Annotated in this window: 9 protein-coding genes; 6 read left to right on the forward strand and 3 right to left on the reverse strand. The window is 51.8% G+C overall.

Features of this window, described 5'->3' with window-relative positions:
- Positions 1-5 precede the first annotated feature (5 nt).
- Positions 6-13808, forward strand: coding sequence for an immunoglobulin-like domain-containing protein (locus RKA07_RS05890; RefSeq protein ID WP_310965852.1), 13803 nt, complete (start codon positions 6-8; stop codon positions 13806-13808).
- A gap of 2 nt (positions 13809-13810) precedes the next feature.
- On the opposite strand, the gene RKA07_RS05895 is transcribed toward RKA07_RS05890, so the two are convergent.
- Together RKA07_RS05895 and RKA07_RS05900 are read right to left on the reverse strand one after the other, a co-directional pair.
- Positions 13811-14743, reverse strand: coding sequence for a 5'-nucleotidase (locus tag RKA07_RS05895; protein ID WP_309043113.1), 933 nt, complete (start codon positions 14741-14743; stop codon positions 13811-13813).
- A gap of 97 nt (positions 14744-14840) precedes the next feature.
- Positions 14841-15170 (reverse strand): hypothetical protein, encoded by a 330-nt coding sequence (locus RKA07_RS05900; RefSeq protein ID WP_310965853.1) that lies wholly within the window; start codon positions 15168-15170, stop codon positions 14841-14843.
- A 166-nt stretch (positions 15171-15336) separates the two neighbouring features.
- On the opposite strand from RKA07_RS05900, the gene RKA07_RS05905 reads away from it, so the two are divergent.
- From RKA07_RS05905 to RKA07_RS05925, 5 genes are all read left to right on the forward strand, one after another.
- A complete protein-coding gene (locus RKA07_RS05905; RefSeq protein WP_310965854.1) occupies positions 15337-15570 on the forward strand; it encodes a cyclic nucleotide-binding domain-containing protein in 234 nt (77 codons plus the stop codon).
- Entirely contained in the window at positions 15567-16097 is a 531-nt protein-coding gene (locus tag RKA07_RS05910) for a Crp/Fnr family transcriptional regulator (protein WP_310965855.1), read from the forward strand. Before RKA07_RS05905 ends, RKA07_RS05910 begins: the two co-directional genes overlap by 4 nt.
- A gap of 118 nt (positions 16098-16215) precedes the next feature.
- Positions 16216-16431: a heavy-metal-associated domain-containing protein gene (locus RKA07_RS05915; protein ID WP_310965856.1), complete on the forward strand. Its 216-nt coding sequence runs from the start codon at positions 16216-16218 to the stop codon at positions 16429-16431.
- A gap of 58 nt (positions 16432-16489) precedes the next feature.
- Positions 16490-18460, forward strand: a complete 1971-nt coding sequence (locus tag RKA07_RS05920) for a heavy metal translocating P-type ATPase (RefSeq protein WP_310965857.1) — start codon at positions 16490-16492, stop codon at positions 18458-18460.
- A 155-nt stretch (positions 18461-18615) separates the two neighbouring features.
- Positions 18616-19167, forward strand: coding sequence for a hemerythrin domain-containing protein (locus tag RKA07_RS05925; RefSeq protein WP_310965858.1), 552 nt, complete (start codon positions 18616-18618; stop codon positions 19165-19167).
- Here RKA07_RS05925 and RKA07_RS05930 read toward each other — a convergent pair.
- Positions 19139-19546, reverse strand: a complete 408-nt coding sequence (locus tag RKA07_RS05930; protein ID WP_200369315.1) for a hypothetical protein — start codon at positions 19544-19546, stop codon at positions 19139-19141. The two genes, RKA07_RS05925 and RKA07_RS05930, sit on opposite strands and share 29 nt — an antisense overlap.
- Positions 19547-19558: the final 12 nt, after the last annotated feature.

Below are 19558 nucleotides of genomic sequence, written 5' to 3' on the forward strand. Positions count from 1 at the left end.
TCCTTATGACTACTCTGGCAATTGTTGTATCCCTGGTCGGGCAAGCGTGGGCTGAAAACGCCAACGGCGAACGCCGTGCACTGGAAGTAGGTGATCAGCTGGCGGTTGATGAAACCCTGATCATGGCAGAGGGTGCCCGTATCGACCTGGATTTTGGTGACAACCAGCAGTTGACCTTCCTGGGTGAGCAGCAAGTTACCGCAGAAGAAAGAGGGGCGCTTATCGAGCAAACTGAAGGCCTTGCTCCTATTGAGAGCAGTGAGCAGCCGGCAGCACCTTCCCCTGCAGCGTCTGGTCAGGGCACTTCGTCTGAAGGACATAGCTTTGTGCAATTGGTGCGCATCGGAGAAATCATCGAAGCGGATGGCTACACGCCGGTTACCGTTGCACGAATTCAGGAAGTCTTACGCCCGCTTGGTTTGAGTTTGCCGCAGCGGGAGTTTGTGCGGAGCAGCGAACGCGATGGCACCCGATACGATGAGCAAAACTATCCCGAGAGTGGCTCCAAGCTCGCAAAGCTGAGCATCTCCATTGATGCGATTTCGGGTGACGACATAGTAGATGCCACTGAATCGGGGCAGGCTATTACGCTAACAGGCAAGGTTGGTGGCGGCGTATCGCCTGGTGATACCGTAGTCGTAACCGTGAATGGCCAGCTATACAGCACTACAGTGAATGCCGATGGCAAAACCTGGCAAGTGGATGTGCCCGGCAGTGAGTTGGCAAAAGATAATAAGGTTCACGCGACCGTTAACAGCGTTGAACCAAACGGCACGCCTGTTTCTGAAAGTACAGAGCGCCCCTATTTGGCTGATGACATAACGCCAAGCGTTAACGTTGAGCTTGAGCCCGGATCTGGCCCTAATGGTGACTACAACAGTAGCGACCTGAACGACGGCAAAGTCAGCGGCACCATTACCTTCAACCCGAACAACACGTTTCCCGGCGATAAGGTGACTGCAACAGATAAAGACGGCAACCCGGTTTTCGACGCCAATGGCGACCCAGTCACCGATTATGTGCTAACCCAAAACGATATTGATAACGGTATTGTTGTGGATGTGTCCGTAGCGCCTGGCCAGACCTACGTTGAGTTGAACGTTGATGTAACTGACCCTGCAGGTAACACCAGCACAGGCTTCGACAAAAACCCGAAGGATGACATCACGCCTACAGCAGACGTGGAGCTTGAGCCGGGCTCCGGCCCCAATGGCGAGTACAACGACGGCGATACCAAGGATGGCAAGGTTACCGGCACAGTGACCTTTGACCCCGGCACCACAGAGCCAGGTGATACGGTCAAGATCACCGACAAAGACGGCAAGGTGATTATTGAACGCCCCGTAACCCAAGACGATATCGATAACGGCATTCAGGTGGATGTGCCTGTTACCGAAGGCCAGACCGATGTTGAACTGAACGTTAAGCTGACCGACCCCTCCGGCAACACCAGCAGCACGGGCGATAGCAACCTGATTGATAACGTTACCCCGGGGCTGGTCGTGGAACTGGAGCCTGGTTCCGGCCCGAACGGCGAGTATAACGACGGCGACACCAACGACGGCAAAGTGGAAGGCACAATTACCTTCGACCCCAATACATCGGTGCCCGGCGATAAAATCACGGTCACCGATAAAGACGGTAACCCGATACTGGACAGCAACGGCGACCCGATCACCGATTACGAAATCACTCAAGGTGACATCGACAACGGCATTATCGTCGAAGTGCCTGTAGATCCGGGCCAAACCGACGTCGAGCTAAATGTTGATATTACCGACCCTGCTGGCAATACCAGCACCGGCTCGGACAACAAGGTTGTTGATAACACCACCCCGGGTGCGACCGCCACCCTTGAGCCTGGTTCAGGTTCAAACGGTGAGTATAACGACGACGACACCAAAGACGGCAAAGTAACCGGCACGGTGACCTTCGATCCTGACACCTCGGTTGGCGATACGGTAAAAATCATCGATAAGGACGGTAACGTCATTATCGAACGCCCGGTAACCCAAGGCGATATTGATAACGGCATTACTGTTGATATTCCTGTAGCGGATGGTCAGACCAACGTTGAGATGAACGTTAAGGTTACTGACCCTGCGGGTAATACCAGCACTACAGATGACAGCAAGACCGTCGATAACCTCACCCCGGGCGTAACCGTTGAACTCGAGCCTGGCTCAGGCACCAACGGTAAATACGATGCCGGTGATTTCAGCAGTGGGAAAATCGAAGGGGAAATCACGTTTGACCCGGCCACTACATCCCCGGGCGACAAAATAACGGCCACTGATAAAGACGGTAACCCGATACTGGACAGCAACGGCGACCCGGTCACCGATTACGAAATCACCCAAGGCGATATCGACAACGGTATCAAGGTTGAGTTACCCGTAAACCCCACCGATGCAGAAGTCGAACTCAACGTCAAAATTGAAGACCCGGCAGGCAACACCAGCACAGCTTCCGACAGCAACCCCGCCGACGGCGTTGTGGTTACCGCAGAGCTGACCGTTAGCGCAACGAACGTGGATGAGGGCGCCGCGACTGATTTGCAGTACAGCGTTACTCTCAAAGATACCAATGGCGACCCCGTTGTAGCCAATAACGACATTACGGTAAACACGACCGTTGGCACCATTACCATCAGCGCGGGCAACTCTGCAGGCACACTGGATATACCTGTACAGGGCGACGATGTTTACCTGGATGGTGAAACAATCACTGGCCAAATCACCAACATCGTTGAAAACGGTTTGGGTGGCACAGCAATATTTGAAAACCTCACCTTCGACAATACGCCAGTACAAACGACCGTTAACGACACCACAGATACGGTTACTGCCAAGTTGACTGTTAGCGAAACGGCTGTTGATGAAGGCGAAGTGAATAATCTGATTTACACAGTCACGCTGGAAGATGCAGCCAATAACCCTGTCACTGCAAACAACGATGTGACGGTGACCACCTCACTGGGCACCATTACCATCAAAGCGGGCGACAGCTTTGGTGTGCTGGTTGTGCCGGTTCAGGGTGGCGATGTTTATATTGATGGCGAAACGGTGACCAACGCCATAACGAATGTTGTTGAAGCTAATGCAGGTGCGCTTGGTGCTTTTGAAAATCTAACCTTTGATGGTACCGCAGTTGATACTGTGGTTAGCGATACTATCGACACCACCACCGCGACATTAAGTTCACTTGGCAGCGGAGATGAAGATAATGGCTCCATCACTTATACCATCAGCCTGGACAATGCCCCGCAAGGTGCCCAGGCTTTCGATCTGGAGTTAAGCAACGGCCAAACCGCAACCATTATTGTAGCGGCTGGCGCCAACACCGGTTCTGTGACCTTTGGTTGGGGCTCCGGCCTGGTAGCGGGCGCCGTTCAGTTGGCTGGCTACCCGGATTCGGACGTGCACCTGGAGCCAGACGACGTTCTCAGCGTTGACAGCATTACTGCCAGTGGCACCGGTGGCAATTTCGAGGATTTGGTGGTTGCTGATAACAGCACCGACCTGACGATTTCCGATTCCATCGACACCAGCACGGCCACACTGACCTCGGCTGACAGCGGTGACGAAGACAATGGTTCTGTTACTTACACGGTGAACCTGGATCACGCCACCGAAGGTGATCAGGACTTCACTGTTGCATTGAGTAATGGCCAGAGTGCAACCATACAGGTGGCGGCAGGCGCAACCTCAGGTTCGGTTACCCTGGGCTGGGGCACAGGCTTGACCGGCACTGCCATTGGCTTAAACGGCTACCCGAGTTCGGATGTTTACCAGGAGCCGGATTTTGTACTGGAAGTTGATAGCGTTACGGCAAGCGGCACTGGTGGCAACTTCGAAAGCCTGGTTGTTGTTGATAATAGTACCGACCTGACGATTTCCGATTCCATCGACACCACCACGGCCACATTGACCTCGGTTGGCAGTGGTGATGAAGACAATGGCTCGATCACCTACACCGTCGACTTGAGCAATGCTCCACAAGCTAACCAACTGTTCAGCATTACCCTCAGCAATGGCCAAACGGCAAATATTTCAGTAGCAGCAGGCAATACATCAGGGTCCATCACATTTGGCTGGGGCGCAGGCGTAGCTGCGGGTACACAACCGTTGGCTGGCTATCCAGATAGTGATGCTTATCTTGAGCCTGATTTTGATCTGACAGTTACAGATTTTGTGGCTCTGAGTCATGGCGGCAACTTCGAAGACCTGGCGGTTGTAGATAACAGCACCGAGCTGACAATTGCCGACTCTATCGACATCACAACCGCCACACTAACCTCTGTTGGCAATGGTGATGAAGACAGCGGTGCGATCACTTACACCGTTAATCTGGATAACCCAGCGCAAGCTGCCCAGGATTTCACCATTAACTTGAGCAATGGCCAAACTGAAACTATTACTGTTTCGGCAGGCGCGACCACAGGCTCTGTCACTTTTGGTTGGGGTTCGGGATTGACTGGCTCAGCTGTTGCTTTGAGTGGCTACCCTGGCTCTGATGTCTACATAGAGCCGGATTTTGTATTAGGTGTTAATAGCATTACTGCAAGCGGCAACAGCGGAAATTTTGAAGACCTGACTGTTGTTGATAATAGCACTGACCTGACGATTGCAGACATCATCGATACCACCACGGTTTCTTTGGGCAACGTCACAGTCGATGAAGGTGATGACATAACCATCACTGCCACGGTTGACCATCAGCCACAGGATACCGACCTGGTGCTGACCTTGGGCAATGGCCAAACGATTACGATTGCTGTGGGCGACACCATGGGCAGCGTGACCTTCGCTAATCCGAAAGCAGACACACCTTATGCGGATGGCGAGGTACAGGAGTACAGCATCACTGGCGCCATCGGTGGCAACTACGAAAGCCTGGATATCTCCGATAAAGCAGTGGTTACCGTTAAGGATACGGTTGATACCACGACCGTTACTTTGAATGGCAGCACTGTTGTTGAAGGTGGCGATATTACAATCAGTGCCACGGTCGACCATGCGCCGGAGGGCAGTGACTTGGTGTTGACGCTGAGTAACGGCGAACAAATCACTATTGTGGCAGGTACCACCACCAGTAGTGTCACCTTCGCTAATCCCAATAGTGATGATACCTACCTTGATGGCGAAACGCTCGAATACACCATCAAAGCTCATACCGGCGGTAACTACGAAAGCCTCGATACCGCCGCCAAATCTACGGTAACTGTAGAAGACACTACTGATGCGGTTACAGCCAGGATGACTGTCAGTGAAACTGCTGTCGATGAAGGTGAAGCTAGTAACCTGGTGTACACCGTCACGCTGGAAGATGTGGCTAGCAATGCCGTGACAGCCAATAACGATGTCACGGTAACTACCTCACTCGGCACCATTACCATCAAGGCTGGCGACAGCTTTGGTGTGCTGGCTGTTCCGGTTCAGGGAGATGATGTTTACATCGATGCTGAAACGATCAGTAACGCGATTTCTGCCGTTGTTGAAGTCGATGCTGGCACGGCTGGGGCATTTGAAAATTTGACGTTCGATGGCACGGCTGTCGATACACTCGTCAGTGATACCACAGATACCGTCACCGCCACGCTGAGCGTTAGCGAAGCCTTTGTCACCGAAGGTGCGGCTGACTTGGTATATACAGTCACCCTGGAAGACGCGAACGGCAATGCTGTTGTTTCAAACAGCACCATTACAGTTGCCACCACCTTAGGCAATATCACGGTGGCCGCCGGTAGCAGTACAGGTACTCTGTATATTGCTGTTCAAAGTGATGACGTCTACATCGATGGCGAGACTGTCACCAATGCCATAACGGGCGTTACTGAAGCCGGTGCGGGCGCGGCCGGTGCGTTTGAAAACTTGGCCTTTGATAGCACAGCTGTCAATACAGTTGTTAGCGACACGATCGACCCTGTTTACGCACAAATCTCTGTTGATGAAAGCGCGGTTCTTGAAGGCGGTACGCTCACCTATACCGTTAATCTTGTCGATAAAATCGGTGACCCTGTCACCGTTGCGGCAGGAAAAAACGTCACTATAAACCTGGACTGGACGGGGACAGCCGGTGCAGCCGATGTTGATAGCTTGCCTGCAAGCATCGCCATTGGCGTCGGTAATTCAAGCACAAGTTTTAACGTAGTTACCAATTCAGATGGTATTGCAGAACTCAGCGAGTCACTGACAGTTATTATCGACAGTGTGCAAGATAACGATGGGATTGATAGGGGTTTTGAAAAACTACAGGTTGATAGCGGTAACAACAGCGCTACTTCCAACATATTGGACGCACCCACCATTATTGCCGTTGATGGTAACGGTGCAGCAACAGGTCACATCACCGTATTTGAAAAAGGCTTAAGCGATGCGACAGATAACTCTGAAACCGCCTATGGAATCTTGCGCGTTGCTGCACCCACAGGGCTTGAAAGCATAGAGATTGCAGGTACAACTATTTCTCTCGCTGACTTACAGGCTCTGCCACAAACAATCACCATCGCCGGTCATGGCGAACTGACTTTAACCAGCTTTACAGCATCGGCAACAGCCAACGGTGTTGATGCTGCCTGGGACATCGATTACAGCTACGAGTTAACTAATGCCCAAGTGCATGCGCACGGCGCAGGTAAAAACGAGCTGCCGAAAGACATCGCTCTTGGTGTAACTGCTGATGGAATTGGTGGTTCAGGTTCGATTACTGGTGCGGCAAGCAACCTGGGCGTGCTGGTGATTGATGATGTACCTGCAGTTAACACAACCGGCAATGCCTTGGCAGACATTCAAGTAACAGAATCTGCTATAGGCACACCTGCTTCTGCCAATCTTGCTAATGCTTTCACCCATACATTTGGTACTGATGGGGCTGCTGCAAGCGCGAGTCTTGTTTATGGACTCGTCGTAAATTCTGCCGTTTCCGGGCTCAAAGACACGGCTACAGGCAAGGCCATTGAGCTACAACTGGATGGCAATGTGATTAAAGGCACTTTAGAGGGCACAGCAGATGTTGCCTTCACTATAAAAGTGAATGCCAGCACCGGTGAAATCACCCTAGAGCAAACCCGACCACTGCTGCATGGTGACACAGCCACAGCCAGTGATCTGGCGACTATAGCTAACGGATCGATCAGCCTTACAGCCACTGTTACTGACGGTGATGGCGATACTGCGGTTGATTCCGTCGTTATTGGTGATCGTTTCAGTTTCCAGGATGACGGCCCGGCAGTAAATGTCATTACAAGTGGGGTAACTCTTGATGAGGCAAATCTGCCAGCTGGCAGTGAGGGTGACGCGAGCAAGACCATCAGCGACATAGTGCGCTTTGGCATCGATTTTGGTGCCGATGCGGCGGGTGATGTTCGTTTTACCGACACGGGCGCAAACTCCACTATCGAGAGGTTAAAAGCGCTGGGCTTGAAATCGGGCGTTGTTTTGGAGTTTGATCTTTCTTCGGATGGCCACACGATTATTGCTTATCGTGGTTCGGGCCGAGCTGAAGCCGATAAGATATTCACGGTAAGTATCGTAGATGTGCCAAGTAATCCGGGCTACCAGTTCACCTTGAACGGTGCTTTGGATCATGTAAATAAATATGGTGATGTGCTCTCGGCGCTGGATATACCGTTTGAGGGTGTTCTTGTTACCGATCGAGATGGGGATTCTGCGGAAACACGGTTTACTGTTAGCGTAGTAGATGACAACCCAAGCACCACAACGCCTAAAAATGTAGTTGTTGATGAAGATTCAACTCGGGCCGCTAATCCTGAGAATACCTTTAATACCAACGCTGATGCCACGAGCAGCAATACGACCATAGGCGATGGCAGCGATGGTACTGTAAAACCTGAGCATGGCATCGCCACAGTCAATTCTGATGGCACTATCTCTTATGTGCCCAAGGCTAATTACAGTGGTGAGGACACCTTTACCTACACCACGAAAACGGACAACGATGAAAAGACCTATACAGTTGTCGTAACCGTTACTCCTCAATCCGACACGCCCGACATCCCCCATGCCAGCGGAGCGGTTGATGAAAATGTGCCTGCAGTAACATTGAAAACCAATGAAGACACCAGCGTAGCGCTCGGCCTGAAAATACCTGTTGTTACGGATAACAATGACCAGAATGGGGCTGGGACCATTGGAGATGACCCTGAACGCTTGGGCGCGATCACATTAACACCCTCCGCGGTTGGCTCAGGAGATTCAGCTCCTTCAGGCACAGTGCTTACCAAAGGTGACGGCACGCCGCTGACAGTTAGTGGTGATGGCAGCTACATCATTGTTATTGTTAAGACTTCTGGCGACACAGATGCGGACACCGACCTGCATCTCTCCACTGGTCTGCCAACGACTAATGTTAATTATCTGACTCAATCCGAGTACGAAGCAATTGAGGCTAGGCCGGCTGATGATCGCCATGAGAACTTTGATGTTACCGTGAGCGTGGATAGCTATGAGGTGGATAACACCGGGAAGCCGCTTGCTGATACCGATGTCGTCGGCACAAATGGCGCTAACAACACCCAAACCATAACCGTAGATGTTCAGGCAGTAACTGACGTGCCAGAAATCAATTTGACAGCACCGGCTGATCCAGAAAACGCTGGTGCTGTCAGTCTTTCAGTCACTGCAGCCACTGTTAGCACTAACGGTAAGATCATTGCGGCCATCAATGAGCAGAGCGATGATCCTTCCGTCAGCAATACCGTCCTTAATCTTCAAAACGTGCTGGGTGAGACATTTAAAGATGACGATGGCTCAGAGTCTTTTGGTTATGAAATCACTGGTCTCCCAGAAGGCACGGTAGTAACCATCAATGGCAAATCATATACCGCCAATCCGGCTGGTGGAATTGCCATGCCCGAAAGCGACTACCTGAGCACCAAGGATGATGGCAACCCGGGTTTTACCATCACTCCACCTGAAGACTACTCAAACAGTCTGCCGATTACTGCCACCATCAAGTTGATTATTAAGGACACTGATGATGACAGCAGCGGTGGCATTGGGACTGAATCGGTCAGTGTCGATCTGGAACTTCGGGTGTACGCCAAGCCAGATAATGTTTCCCTTGATAACCCGGAAGCAGCGCCAGAAGACACGCAGGTTGCTTTCCTCAGCAAGCTGATGCTTGGTGATACCGATGGCAGCGAGACCATATCGAAGGTGCGCATTACGGATCTACCTAATGAGGGCAGTACCGGCCCGGATACTTGGACGTTGTTCGACCATACCGGCAACCCTGTAACTGTTCCTTCAGGTGGTAATGCCGCGAGCGGAGGCCTTGAACTGGTCGTTGGCGAAGGTACTGGCGAATACACGCTTAGCCAGATTAAACAGTTCACCATCAAACCTCCTGCACACAGTTCTCTGGATGGCACCATGAAGGTGTATGTGACCACTGAAGAAGCGGGAGCCAATACCCAGAGTGGAAATCCCGAAGCGAAGGAGTGGGAGCATGAGCTGATTATTGAGGTGACGCCAGTGGCTGAAGTCATTGGTGCTGGGCCTGTTGGCGATACCGACAGCAATGGCACACCCGACCTGGCGATGAATGGCAGCCATGTGTACAAAACACCGGGTGCCGAAGACGAATGGCTCACGCTCGGCACTGATACAGTTTCAAACCCCACATTTGCTCTAAGTGAGGGTTGGGCGAATGAAGATGGTAAAGGCTCTAACCCGAAAGGCACCGGCGTTATTGGCGGCACGGGCAGTGAGGATACCTTTGCCGTTTTCACGCCATTTCAGGTGAAGAACAATAACATTCAGGCAAACGTAACCGGTGGCGAACTTGACGGCTCGAGTTTTCAGTACGTTGACGGCTCCGGTACTCTGCAAACGGTTGTATTCAACGGGGAGCCAGTGAAAATTCCGGTGGAATATCTGGATTCAGTTAAGTTTAAGGGGCCGGAAAACTACAGCGGTGTAGTCAAAATAAAAGTGCAGGCTGGCACTATTGATTACGATGAAGACGACGATACGGCTACTGATATGGCTGTTTCTGGTGAGTCCTGGTTGACAAACATTATTCTGACGCCAGAGGCCGATCAGGTGACGCTCTCCGTTGATGCCCGGGTAGCAACTGATGAGGATGTGCCGGTAGAACTTAAAATTATGCCGAGCAGCAGTGACAAAGGTGAAACCTTTAACGTCACCATTAAAGATATTCCTGATGGTGCAACTATTACCTATACCCATAAAGGTACTGAATACACTATCAGTGAAAACTTTGATGGCAGTGGTATCGATGGCCTGAGCGTAACCGCTGGTGCGGGCAGTTTCGAGGTAACGATTAATGATTTTGATGCTGGCAATCAGCCAGTCCTGACACCGCCAAAAGACAGCAATCAGACAATCAATCTCAAAGTAGAAGCGCAATCAGTTGATGTGCTGAATTATATAGATGAAACCGGGCAGCCTCAGAGCATAACCAGCACCGCCGATAGCAGCCTCACGCAGGAACTGGACATCAATATCTCAGTGAAAGGTGTGCCAGATGAGCCCGAGTTTGTTGCTGAAACCAATAAGGTTTACGACGAAAACGCACTCGATGGCGCGGTAACTGAGCCCAACACTATACCTTTAAGTGATTTTGTTACCGCTCTTGAGTCTGGCGAAACCAGTGCAGATGGTTCTGAAACCGTCACCCTGCGCATAAGTAATTTGCCCGAAGGTTTCACCTTGATTGGCGCTGGTAGCTCGCTGGGCGGCGAGGGAGAAACGCGGCTTTGGGTTATCAGTGAAACAGAGCTTGCGAAAGTAAAGATTCAAACACCTACCAATTTCAGTGGCACAGTCGAATTCACCGCCCAGCCGGTGGTAACGGAAAACGACAACGATTCGGAAACCTTCTTTACGCCGAAAAATATAAGCTTTCAGGTGACGCCTACCCCGGAAGCTACGCTGAGTATTAGTTCCGATGTGAAGGAAGACACTATTAGCAAGGTGGATTTCAGCGCAGTTCACCAGAATGGTGATACGGATGAATTTATCAGCGCGATCAAAATTGCTGTAGTTCCCGGCGTGACCTTATACAGCGATGCCGCTGGCGTAACCGAGTTAACACCGGTCGGGGGATTCTACGAGTTTTCCGGCAAAGCCGCGGTTGAAAGTATTTATGTCAAAACCGGGCCGAACTTCAGCGGCACTCAGGCAATCGGCGTTGAGTACAAGGTAACCGATACGTCTTCTGATAATACCTTGATCACAGAGTCAGTCTGGCAATCAGCCAGCCACGACCTGATTGTCAAAGCCGTAACGGACGATATTGAGGCTAGCGTGAACGACGTTACCGGTGTTGTCGGTGCCGGGGATAGCTTCAGCTACGACAACAGTAGCCAAACCGCCACTATAAACGGCTCCGGAGCGGTCAGAGTTAAGGTTGATCTTAGTCAGCAAGCAGATGTTGCGGCTGGCAATGCGAAAGATATTGATGGCAGTGAGCAGCTCACTCACCTTGTGGTTAATGGGGTTCCCGACGGTGTGAGTGTAGAAAATGCTGTTCAGGTTGGCCCCGGCCAGTGGCTGGTTTCAACCAATAAAGCCTTCACTAACGAAACCTTGACTCAGGATATAATCTTCCAGGTTACCGGCAATGCCAGCACAGCTAACTCCCCGATAACTATTACTGGATACAGTAAAGACACCGGCGCTGAAACATACAAGCGCGCAGACATCAGCATTAACCTGGATGTTGTTCAAACGGGTACTGGCACGGGGGTGGCTTTGCCTGAAGTGTCCCTGACTCCTGAGCCCACCGATCAAACCGAAGATAATGCATTTGCACTGGCTACTCAGGTTAGTGGGGGCTTGTCGGGAGGTAACCAGAACGAGTATCAGCTTACGGTCACTCTGCGGAGCAAGCCGGGGGATGGTGTTGAGTTTAAAGATGCCAGCGGTAGCCAATTGGCTCGTACCGAGGTGTTGGAGAACGGAGAAAACATAGTGCTCTGGACTCATACAGCCACAGTGGGAGCAGGCGATAATGCAAACACAACGCTTGAGGGCTTATTGAACGATATTCAGGTTCACGCGCCAGAACACACCAATAACAACAATCTGCCTGGCGGCCTACCATTAGATATCACGGTCGCCGCTCATGCTCAGGGGATGAGCAAGCAGGCACAGGTTACGCAAACCGTTGACATAATCCCGGTTACTGATCCAACCACAGTGACTGTGCAGGCCGAACCCGTAGGGGAAGGAGAGGATGTTTCACTGAATATCAGCCTGAGCAATGAGGCAGATGCCGGTTCCTCCAAGATTGAAGGGGGCAAGATAGTAATAGAGTTGGGCAACGGCCTGGCTGGTCAGTTGCTGGATGCCAGCGGCGATCCAATAACTCCGGTTAGTGGCAATCAGTATGAAATCGCCCTGAAACCTGATGGCCAACCGCCAGAACTGATATTCAGACCCGACTCAGGGCAGCCATTTCAAACGGGAAGCCTTACAGTGGATGCCTGGATTGCCCATAAAGAAGATGGCGCAGCCAATACGGAAATATCTCAGGGTTCCGGGATGTTGGAAATCAAGCCCACTAACAGTGGTTTTATAGGGACAATCACTGCTGAAGGCAGTGAGCAGACACAGGAGCAATCCGTTGAAACACCCACCGAGCTGATCTTCAGTGATGCGGGGCTTAAAGATCCTGATGAGATGATTGATTCTGCGTTTATTAAAGGCTTACCACCTGGCTTTACTGTGCTGTTTGGCAGTGACGCTAGTAACGCCGGATTGGCAAATAATGCGGGCAAGGACAGCAATGGCAATAACATCTGGTCAATCCCCGTGGCCGATGGAGCCCAGGGTTTGCCTGGTTATATTGCGGTGCTGCCACCTAAAAACTGGAGCGGCTCACTGAATGGACTCACTATAACTGTGATGAGTGGTGAAGCCGGTCTGGATTCGACGGGTTCGGATTTGTCTTTTGACTTAGAGGTTAGACCGATAGCTGATGGGCTGGAGTTGAACCCGACTCTGAGTTTTGGTGAGGCTGGCGATATCATTAAACTGAACCTGAACGCCGCCATGAAGGACCCCGCAGTTAGTGATGCTGGAGATGCAGGGCAGCCCGGTTACGCTGAAGACGGCCACAGGGAATTGACAACAGTAGAGCTGACAGGTTTTCCAGATGGTGAGAAAACCCTGTTTTACGCGAAGGGTGTCGAGTTGGATGCAAGCCGAATCAGCTTTTCGGATAACACACATACCATCACCGGCCTGACCCAGGATGAATTGGGCAATCTGGGTTTTAAGCAACTGGGAACCAATGGCCCCAAGGATATTGGTGTAAAAGCCTGGACCGAAGAGATTTTGGTTTCAGATGGCAGCAGTGGGGGTAGTGTTTCTGCCTCGACAACAGGAATTGCTAAAATAAACGTTTCCGACAAATTGCCAACTACTGGTGATGATAATCTGCTCTGGACAGGTGATTTGGTTGACGGGAGGGGTGGTAATGACACCATTCAGTTGCGCTTCGGAGAAGACCTTTCTGGTGCGAATGGCGATTTCGCTAAACTAAAGAATATCGAAATCCTTGATATGACGAGTTCTGGCTCAAACCAGATAGGAGAGTCCGGGGCAGGCCTGAGTATTCAGGACGTTCTGGACATAACTGATAGCCGCAATGCACTGAAAATCGACGGAGACGGAGATGACTCCGTATTCCTGCAAAACAGCGAATGGACAAAAGCCGGTAACAACGGCAACGGCTATCTGGTCTACACCGATATAGCCAGCGGCGCATCCTTGAGTATTTCAGACCAGATTACGAGCATAACCATGGTTGACTGAGCTCAGGTGGCGTCTACATTAGCCACCCCAAACGGAATATGCACCATAGGAATATCCCCGGCATCAGATTCCAGGTGAGATCGTTGGTCATCAAAGAACATATGAGGCTTGAGCACGTTCAAAATACGGTCTTTCTTCATTCCGCCCAGGAAGAAAACCTCATTGGCGTCCACGCCCCAATGTTCCAGCGTTGTAATCACCCGCTCGTGGGAAGGGGCATTGCGGGCAGTCACAATGGCTGTTCGCAGTATTCGCTTATAAGCCGGGTCGTCCGTTAGGGCCTGGTCTTCCAGCTTTTGCAGGTGTGAAAGCTTGCGGAACAAATCCGCCAGCGGGCCGGGGCTGTGGGGGATTTGCGAGCGGGAGGTTTCGTGTTCCTGAAAGTCTTCCAGCGAGCCGGCCTTGTAGACCCGCTCTGAAGCGTCATCTGCAATCACACCATCAAAATCGAACGCTATACGAAGCTCTGTATCCGCTTCATCATCCACCACCTTGCTTGGCAGCACAGTGCCAGCCGCATAGCCGTAGTCGATCGCTTGGGATACATCGCCAGCGTTCGCAGACAAGAACAGCGAGGCATTGAATGCCGGAATGTAGGCGTAGGGTGATTTGCCCTCGAGAAATGCCGCGCGGGTAATATCCAGGCCATGGTGATGAATGGAGTGGAATACCCGTTTGCCTGTGATCACAGAGTTTCGCGAGAGTAATACCACTTCAACCGGGCACTGCTCTGGGAACTTCTGGTTTATGCTCAAAAACCGCCTCACGAAAGGGAAGGCAACGCCTTTGCGTAAAGGCTTGTCCAGGTTGGCTTCCTGGTGTTTCCGGTAGGCCTTTTCCCCCTGCTCACGAAATACACGGTCAGACTTCGACAAATCAAACAGGGCGCTTGAGGCCACCGCGATCACGAGTTTGTCTTCTATGGGGTAGGGCATGGGCAAAAGGTTCCTTGCTGGTTAGCGTCAGGATTCAGCTTTTTTGGCGCTCTCATAGCTTGGCAACAGCGGCGCAAACACCTTCTCCCATAACACCTCATAACGCTTTCTTCAGGTCGTTAAATTTATCTTTAACGAATGCCAGAACTGCCGGGCAGTCGTATTTGCCCCAGCTCAGTTTGTCGCTTTTGCTGTCTTTTACATGGCCATTTACCGATAGCCCCATGCCTTCATAATCAAAGGTCAGGGCGTGGAAGCCCTGGGTGTTCAGCCAGCGGGCGAAGTCGTCGTACAAGTACTGGGCTACGCCGGTTGCCGGCGCAAGCACGCAAATACCCCGCACCTCGGCACTGTCGGCTGTAAATAGCCGCGCTGTCAGGTTGTGGCAGGCTTCTGTGACAACACTATGGCTATCTGGCTGGTTCATTACTACTTCTCGTAGACTGATTATTTAAAGCTTGGGCGCAATAGTGCTGAAAATGAGGCCATTTTGGCAAATCAAGTTGGGACATTCGTATTTGGGTAGCCTTTGTAGAACCATGAGTTATGCTCATTTGGTGCATGCGGACTATTTAAAGAAGGGAATTGTTTAAATGAGACGTAAACGCTCAACGCCATTAGATGATGAGCACCACAGCCCCGAAAATTGTTCGGCTGACCTCCGCGCCCGAATCCTGAGTAATGCGCCTTATTTCCGTGGGTTACCGGCACAGGCAATTGAGGCGGTGAACAGGCTGTTCAGAAGCGTGGATTATCCCGCTGGTGCCTCTCTCTATCATGAAGGCGACTTGGCAGAGGCGCTTTTCTGGTTGCTCACGGCAGGGTGAAGCTTCTTCAGCACAGCGCTTCCGGGAACGAGGTTGTGCTTGATCTGCTGGGGCAGGGAGATCCTTTTGGTGGGCTGGCGACGCTTGGCCAGCGCCGCTATCCGCAAACAGCGGTGGCGCAGACCGCCTGCTGCGTGCTGACTATTACGACAGCAGACTTCCGGCATTTAATTCGCACCTATCCAGAAGTGGCCCTCAGCGCCCTCGACGGTGTTGCCCGTGATCTGGAGGCTGCACACGATGTGATTCGGTCGCTCAGTACGCTTCCGGTGGAGGCGCGTATCGCACAGGTCCTGATTGATCTTGCAGATCGGCTGGGGGAGGGCGATGAGTCTGGCATTCTGATTCAATCCCCACTCTCACAACAGGATCTTGCGGCTATGGTTGCTTCAACAGCGGCCACAGTAAGCCGTGTTATTTCCAACCTGCGCCGCCATGGTTACGTTGAAACCGGGAGGCAGTGGATACGAATACGCGATCGAGAAGCCCTTGTGCGTTTGTTTGAAGGGGCTGGCGAAGCCGGTTAATTATTGAGATTTTCGTATAAATAACAATTATTTGGAGTAACTTGTTCCAGCACATGTAAATGCCTGCCTTAAACATTCATCCTGTATGCATCGAACGTAAACAGACAGGAGAATGACAATGAAAATTATCCTACGTAGTGACGAACTGAACTGCCCATCCTGTGTGCCCAAGATAGAGAAAGCCCTGGCCCAGGTTGCAGGTGTAACCCGTGCCAAAGTGCACTTTTCCACTGGGCGTATCGAGGTTGAGTACGACCCTGAGCGGGTAAAAACCGACCAGTTGGTTTCTGCGGTGAATAAAGTGGGTTATGAGGCACGCGTTAGCGCATTTTAAGTTGAGGCCGGAGGCGGGTTATATGCCTGCCTCCGGCTCAATGATGAGGTAATGAATCATGGAATTTATCAAGAAGTTGTCTCAGTGGCGCCGCTTGTGGAATTCACCTGCGAGTCGGCGTGGCATGGTTGTGCTGGTGTCAGGTGTTGCAGGTGTTGGGGGCGTTGCCAGTAACTTCCTCGGCGGGTCTGCAGGCCTCACGAGCGCACTCTGGTTGTTTGCAGCAGCGGTTGCAGGTACAGAGATTGCGTTGCGGGCTTTTGCTGCTCTGCGCGCCCGCACGATCAGTATTGAACTACTGGTAACTATCGCGGCTATCGGCGCGCTGTTTATTGGTGAGTACTGGGAGTCTGCCGCTGTAACCTTCCTGTTTGTGCTAGGGGGTTATCTGGAGGCGCGTACTCTGTCTCGCACCCGATCGGCGCTTAAGGATCTGTTGGCGCTGGCACCTACCGAAGTTACGGTGCTTCGTGATGGTGAAGAGTTCACTTTAGCGCCCCATGAGGTTGTAAAAGGCGATACGGTAATCGTTCGCCCCGGTGGGCGTTTGGGAGTGGATGGTGTCATCCTGAGCGGCCAGGCTGCCATAGATGAGAGCGCAATTACCGGCGAGCCGGTTCCTGCCCAGAAACAGAGTGGTGACACTGTGTTTGCCGGTACTGTAAGCCATGATGGCTATTTGCAGGTTCGTGCCGAAGGTGTGGGTGCAGATACTACGTTGGCGCGCATTATCCAGCGTGTTGAAGAGGCACAGGAAGCCAAGGCACCCACTCAGCGGATGATTGAGCGTTTTGCGAGTTGGTATACCCCGGCAATTATTGTGATGGCCATTGGTGCTTATCTGATCACAAAGGATGTTGCGCTTGCGCTGACTCTGCTTGTGATTGCTTGCCCGGGTGCGCTGGTTATCTCTACACCGATTTCTGTGATTGCAGGCATTGGCAGGGCGGCTCGCGGCGGAATTCTTATTAAAGGTGGCGAATACCTGGAGACTGCCGGCCGAATCCGCGCGGTTGCTTTCGACAAAACGGGAACACTGACGGAAGGGCGCCCGGAAGTACTCACAGCTACTCCCTTGGCTGGAATTCCAGCACTCCCAGGCATGGCAGGCGAAGATTCGCCTCGCACTCGGTTGTTGCAGTGGGCGGCGCTGGCAGAAAGCGGTTCTGAGCACCCATTAGGGCGTGCTGTTGAGCGCGCATTGCCAGAGGGTTATGTAGGCCCGCGTGTAGATCAGTTTGAAACTGCGCCGGGTGGTGGTATCAGTGCCCAGTGGCAGAACCAGAAAATAGAGATTGGCAGCCCGGTTTGGCTTGAGGAGCGGGTTAACGAATGGCCGGAAGCCGCACGCATAGCATTGGAGGAGATTCGTGAGCGTGGCGAAACGGTAGCAGCCGTGTCGGTTGATGGCGTGCTTGTTGGCTTGCTTGGATTCGCTGACAAGTTGCGCCCGGAAGCTGCCGCTGCATTGCAGCACCTGCGCGATATCGGTGTGAGGCGTTTGGTGATGCTAACCGGCGATCACCTCGCCAGTGCCCAGCGTATCGCTCGTGAAGTAGGGATTGATGAAGTTCAGGCAGGGCTTTTACCTGAGCAGAAACTTGAAGCAATCCAGGCAATACAGCGAGAAACCGGTGCAACTGCTATGGTTGGAGATGGAATTAACGATGCGCCTGCGCTGGCAACTGCAGATATTGGCATAGCCATGGGCGTTGCTGGAACGGACGTAGCGATTGAAAGTGCCGATATAGCACTGATGGCGGATGATTTAGGCAAGATAGGCGAAGCGATCGGGCTGGCGAGAGCCACCCTGAACAATATAAGGCAGAACGTAGTCATCGCACTACTTACTGTGTTTGGCCTCTTGGCTGGAGTTTTCGCTAACGAGGTTCACATGGCAGGCGGTATGTTCATCCACCAGATCTCAGTGTTGGTGGTGGTCATCAACGGCATGCGCCTGATGAAGGCTCGCCCGGCGCGGAGGCAAAAGTCTGCTCCCGCAGTGGGGCAGGAGGTACGGTTAGCATAGTATTCCGGTTGCCGGGGAGGGTAATGCCTTCTCCGGTTTTTTGTATTGCAAAGCTTCTGTCCTTGGCCTGTACTGGTAATCTGATAACTAACGATTCAATATGGTCTTAGAAAACATAGCTATAATACGAGCTACCATCATGAGGAGGTTTACATATGGCGACCCTTAACCAAATACGCCACGACCATGCCAACATGGCCCGGTTGCTACACGTACTCTTGCTCAGGCATGAATCCCTGACCCAGGGTGATCGCCCGGATTTTCATCTTATTAGAGAGGTTGTGGATTACATCCTCGAATACATGGAAAGCTTTGTTAAGCCTCTTGAAAGGCTATACAGCGAGCACCTGGTGGCTAAAAAGTTCAAAGAGGGTGAGGTAGGTCAAAGGCTCGCTGATGATTACCAAGCCTTGCGGGAGCGTCTGAACCTGCTCTCAGAAAACATCGACATGATTCTTCTGGATGCCGTAGTACCCATGGATCGCTTTGCCGATGATCTGAAGGCTTATCTTGATGCTCACCTTGCCTATCTGCGGGCCGAGCGTGAGCTACTATTCCCATTCTTCCGTGAAAAATTGTCCCCGGAAGAGCAAAAAAGCCTGCTCAAGATGTTGCCAGAAGGAGCGCAAGCTAACCTGGCACGTCTCAAAGAAGATTATCCTGAGCTGTACGAGGAGTTTAAAGAAGCCCCTTCCCCGTTTTCCTGATTGCCTCGATATCGAAATGGTGCGCTCTGGCCTTCATGGTTTCGACATGAACGTGTCGGGTGTTTAAATTGAGCTTCTCTGCGGCAGTAGAGAGGCTTTTTTGTATCAGTTCATAGGCTTCATCTTCATCTTCTGGCAATACTGATAGCATGAGTCCCATGATGGGTTCCCTGTGTACCCGACCTTCATACAGCTTTTTGAACTGGGAACCATCCTCTGCCCAGAAGCCGGTGAGAGTGTTTTCGTCAGTCGAACTGAGCAGTGTGGCCCCTCCGAATCGCTTGGACAGGAGACTGGAGATATATTCACCAGCAGCATTCATTTTGTCAGGCTCGACAGAGAACAGAACGAGAAAGCGTATGCGGATGTTGTCAGTCATCAATTAGTCACC

Origin of the sequence: Marinobacter xiaoshiensis, from assembly GCF_031631795.1 — a bacterium.
Taxonomy (GTDB): Bacteria; Pseudomonadota; Gammaproteobacteria; order Pseudomonadales; family Oleiphilaceae; genus Marinobacter; species Marinobacter xiaoshiensis.

What these genes read in the sequence shown, in the direction of transcription:
- RKA07_RS05890 (WP_310965852.1), top strand. Translation starts at nt 6, where the DNA reads ATGACTACTCTGGCAATTGTTGTATCCCTGGTCGGGCAAGCGTGGGCT.
- RKA07_RS05895 (WP_309043113.1), bottom strand. Translation starts at nt 14,743, where the DNA reads ATGCCCTACCCCATAGAAGACAAACTCGTGATCGCGGTGGCCTCAAGC.
- RKA07_RS05900 (WP_310965853.1), bottom strand. Translation starts at nt 15,170, where the DNA reads ATGAACCAGCCAGATAGCCATAGTGTTGTCACAGAAGCCTGCCACAAC.
- RKA07_RS05905 (WP_310965854.1), top strand. Translation starts at nt 15,337, where the DNA reads ATGAGACGTAAACGCTCAACGCCATTAGATGATGAGCACCACAGCCCC.
- RKA07_RS05915 (WP_310965856.1), top strand. Translation starts at nt 16,216, where the DNA reads ATGAAAATTATCCTACGTAGTGACGAACTGAACTGCCCATCCTGTGTG.
- RKA07_RS05920 (WP_310965857.1), top strand. Translation starts at nt 16,490, where the DNA reads ATGGAATTTATCAAGAAGTTGTCTCAGTGGCGCCGCTTGTGGAATTCA.
- RKA07_RS05925 (WP_310965858.1), top strand. Translation starts at nt 18,616, where the DNA reads ATGGCGACCCTTAACCAAATACGCCACGACCATGCCAACATGGCCCGG.
- RKA07_RS05930 (WP_200369315.1), bottom strand. Translation starts at nt 19,546, where the DNA reads ATGACTGACAACATCCGCATACGCTTTCTCGTTCTGTTCTCTGTCGAG.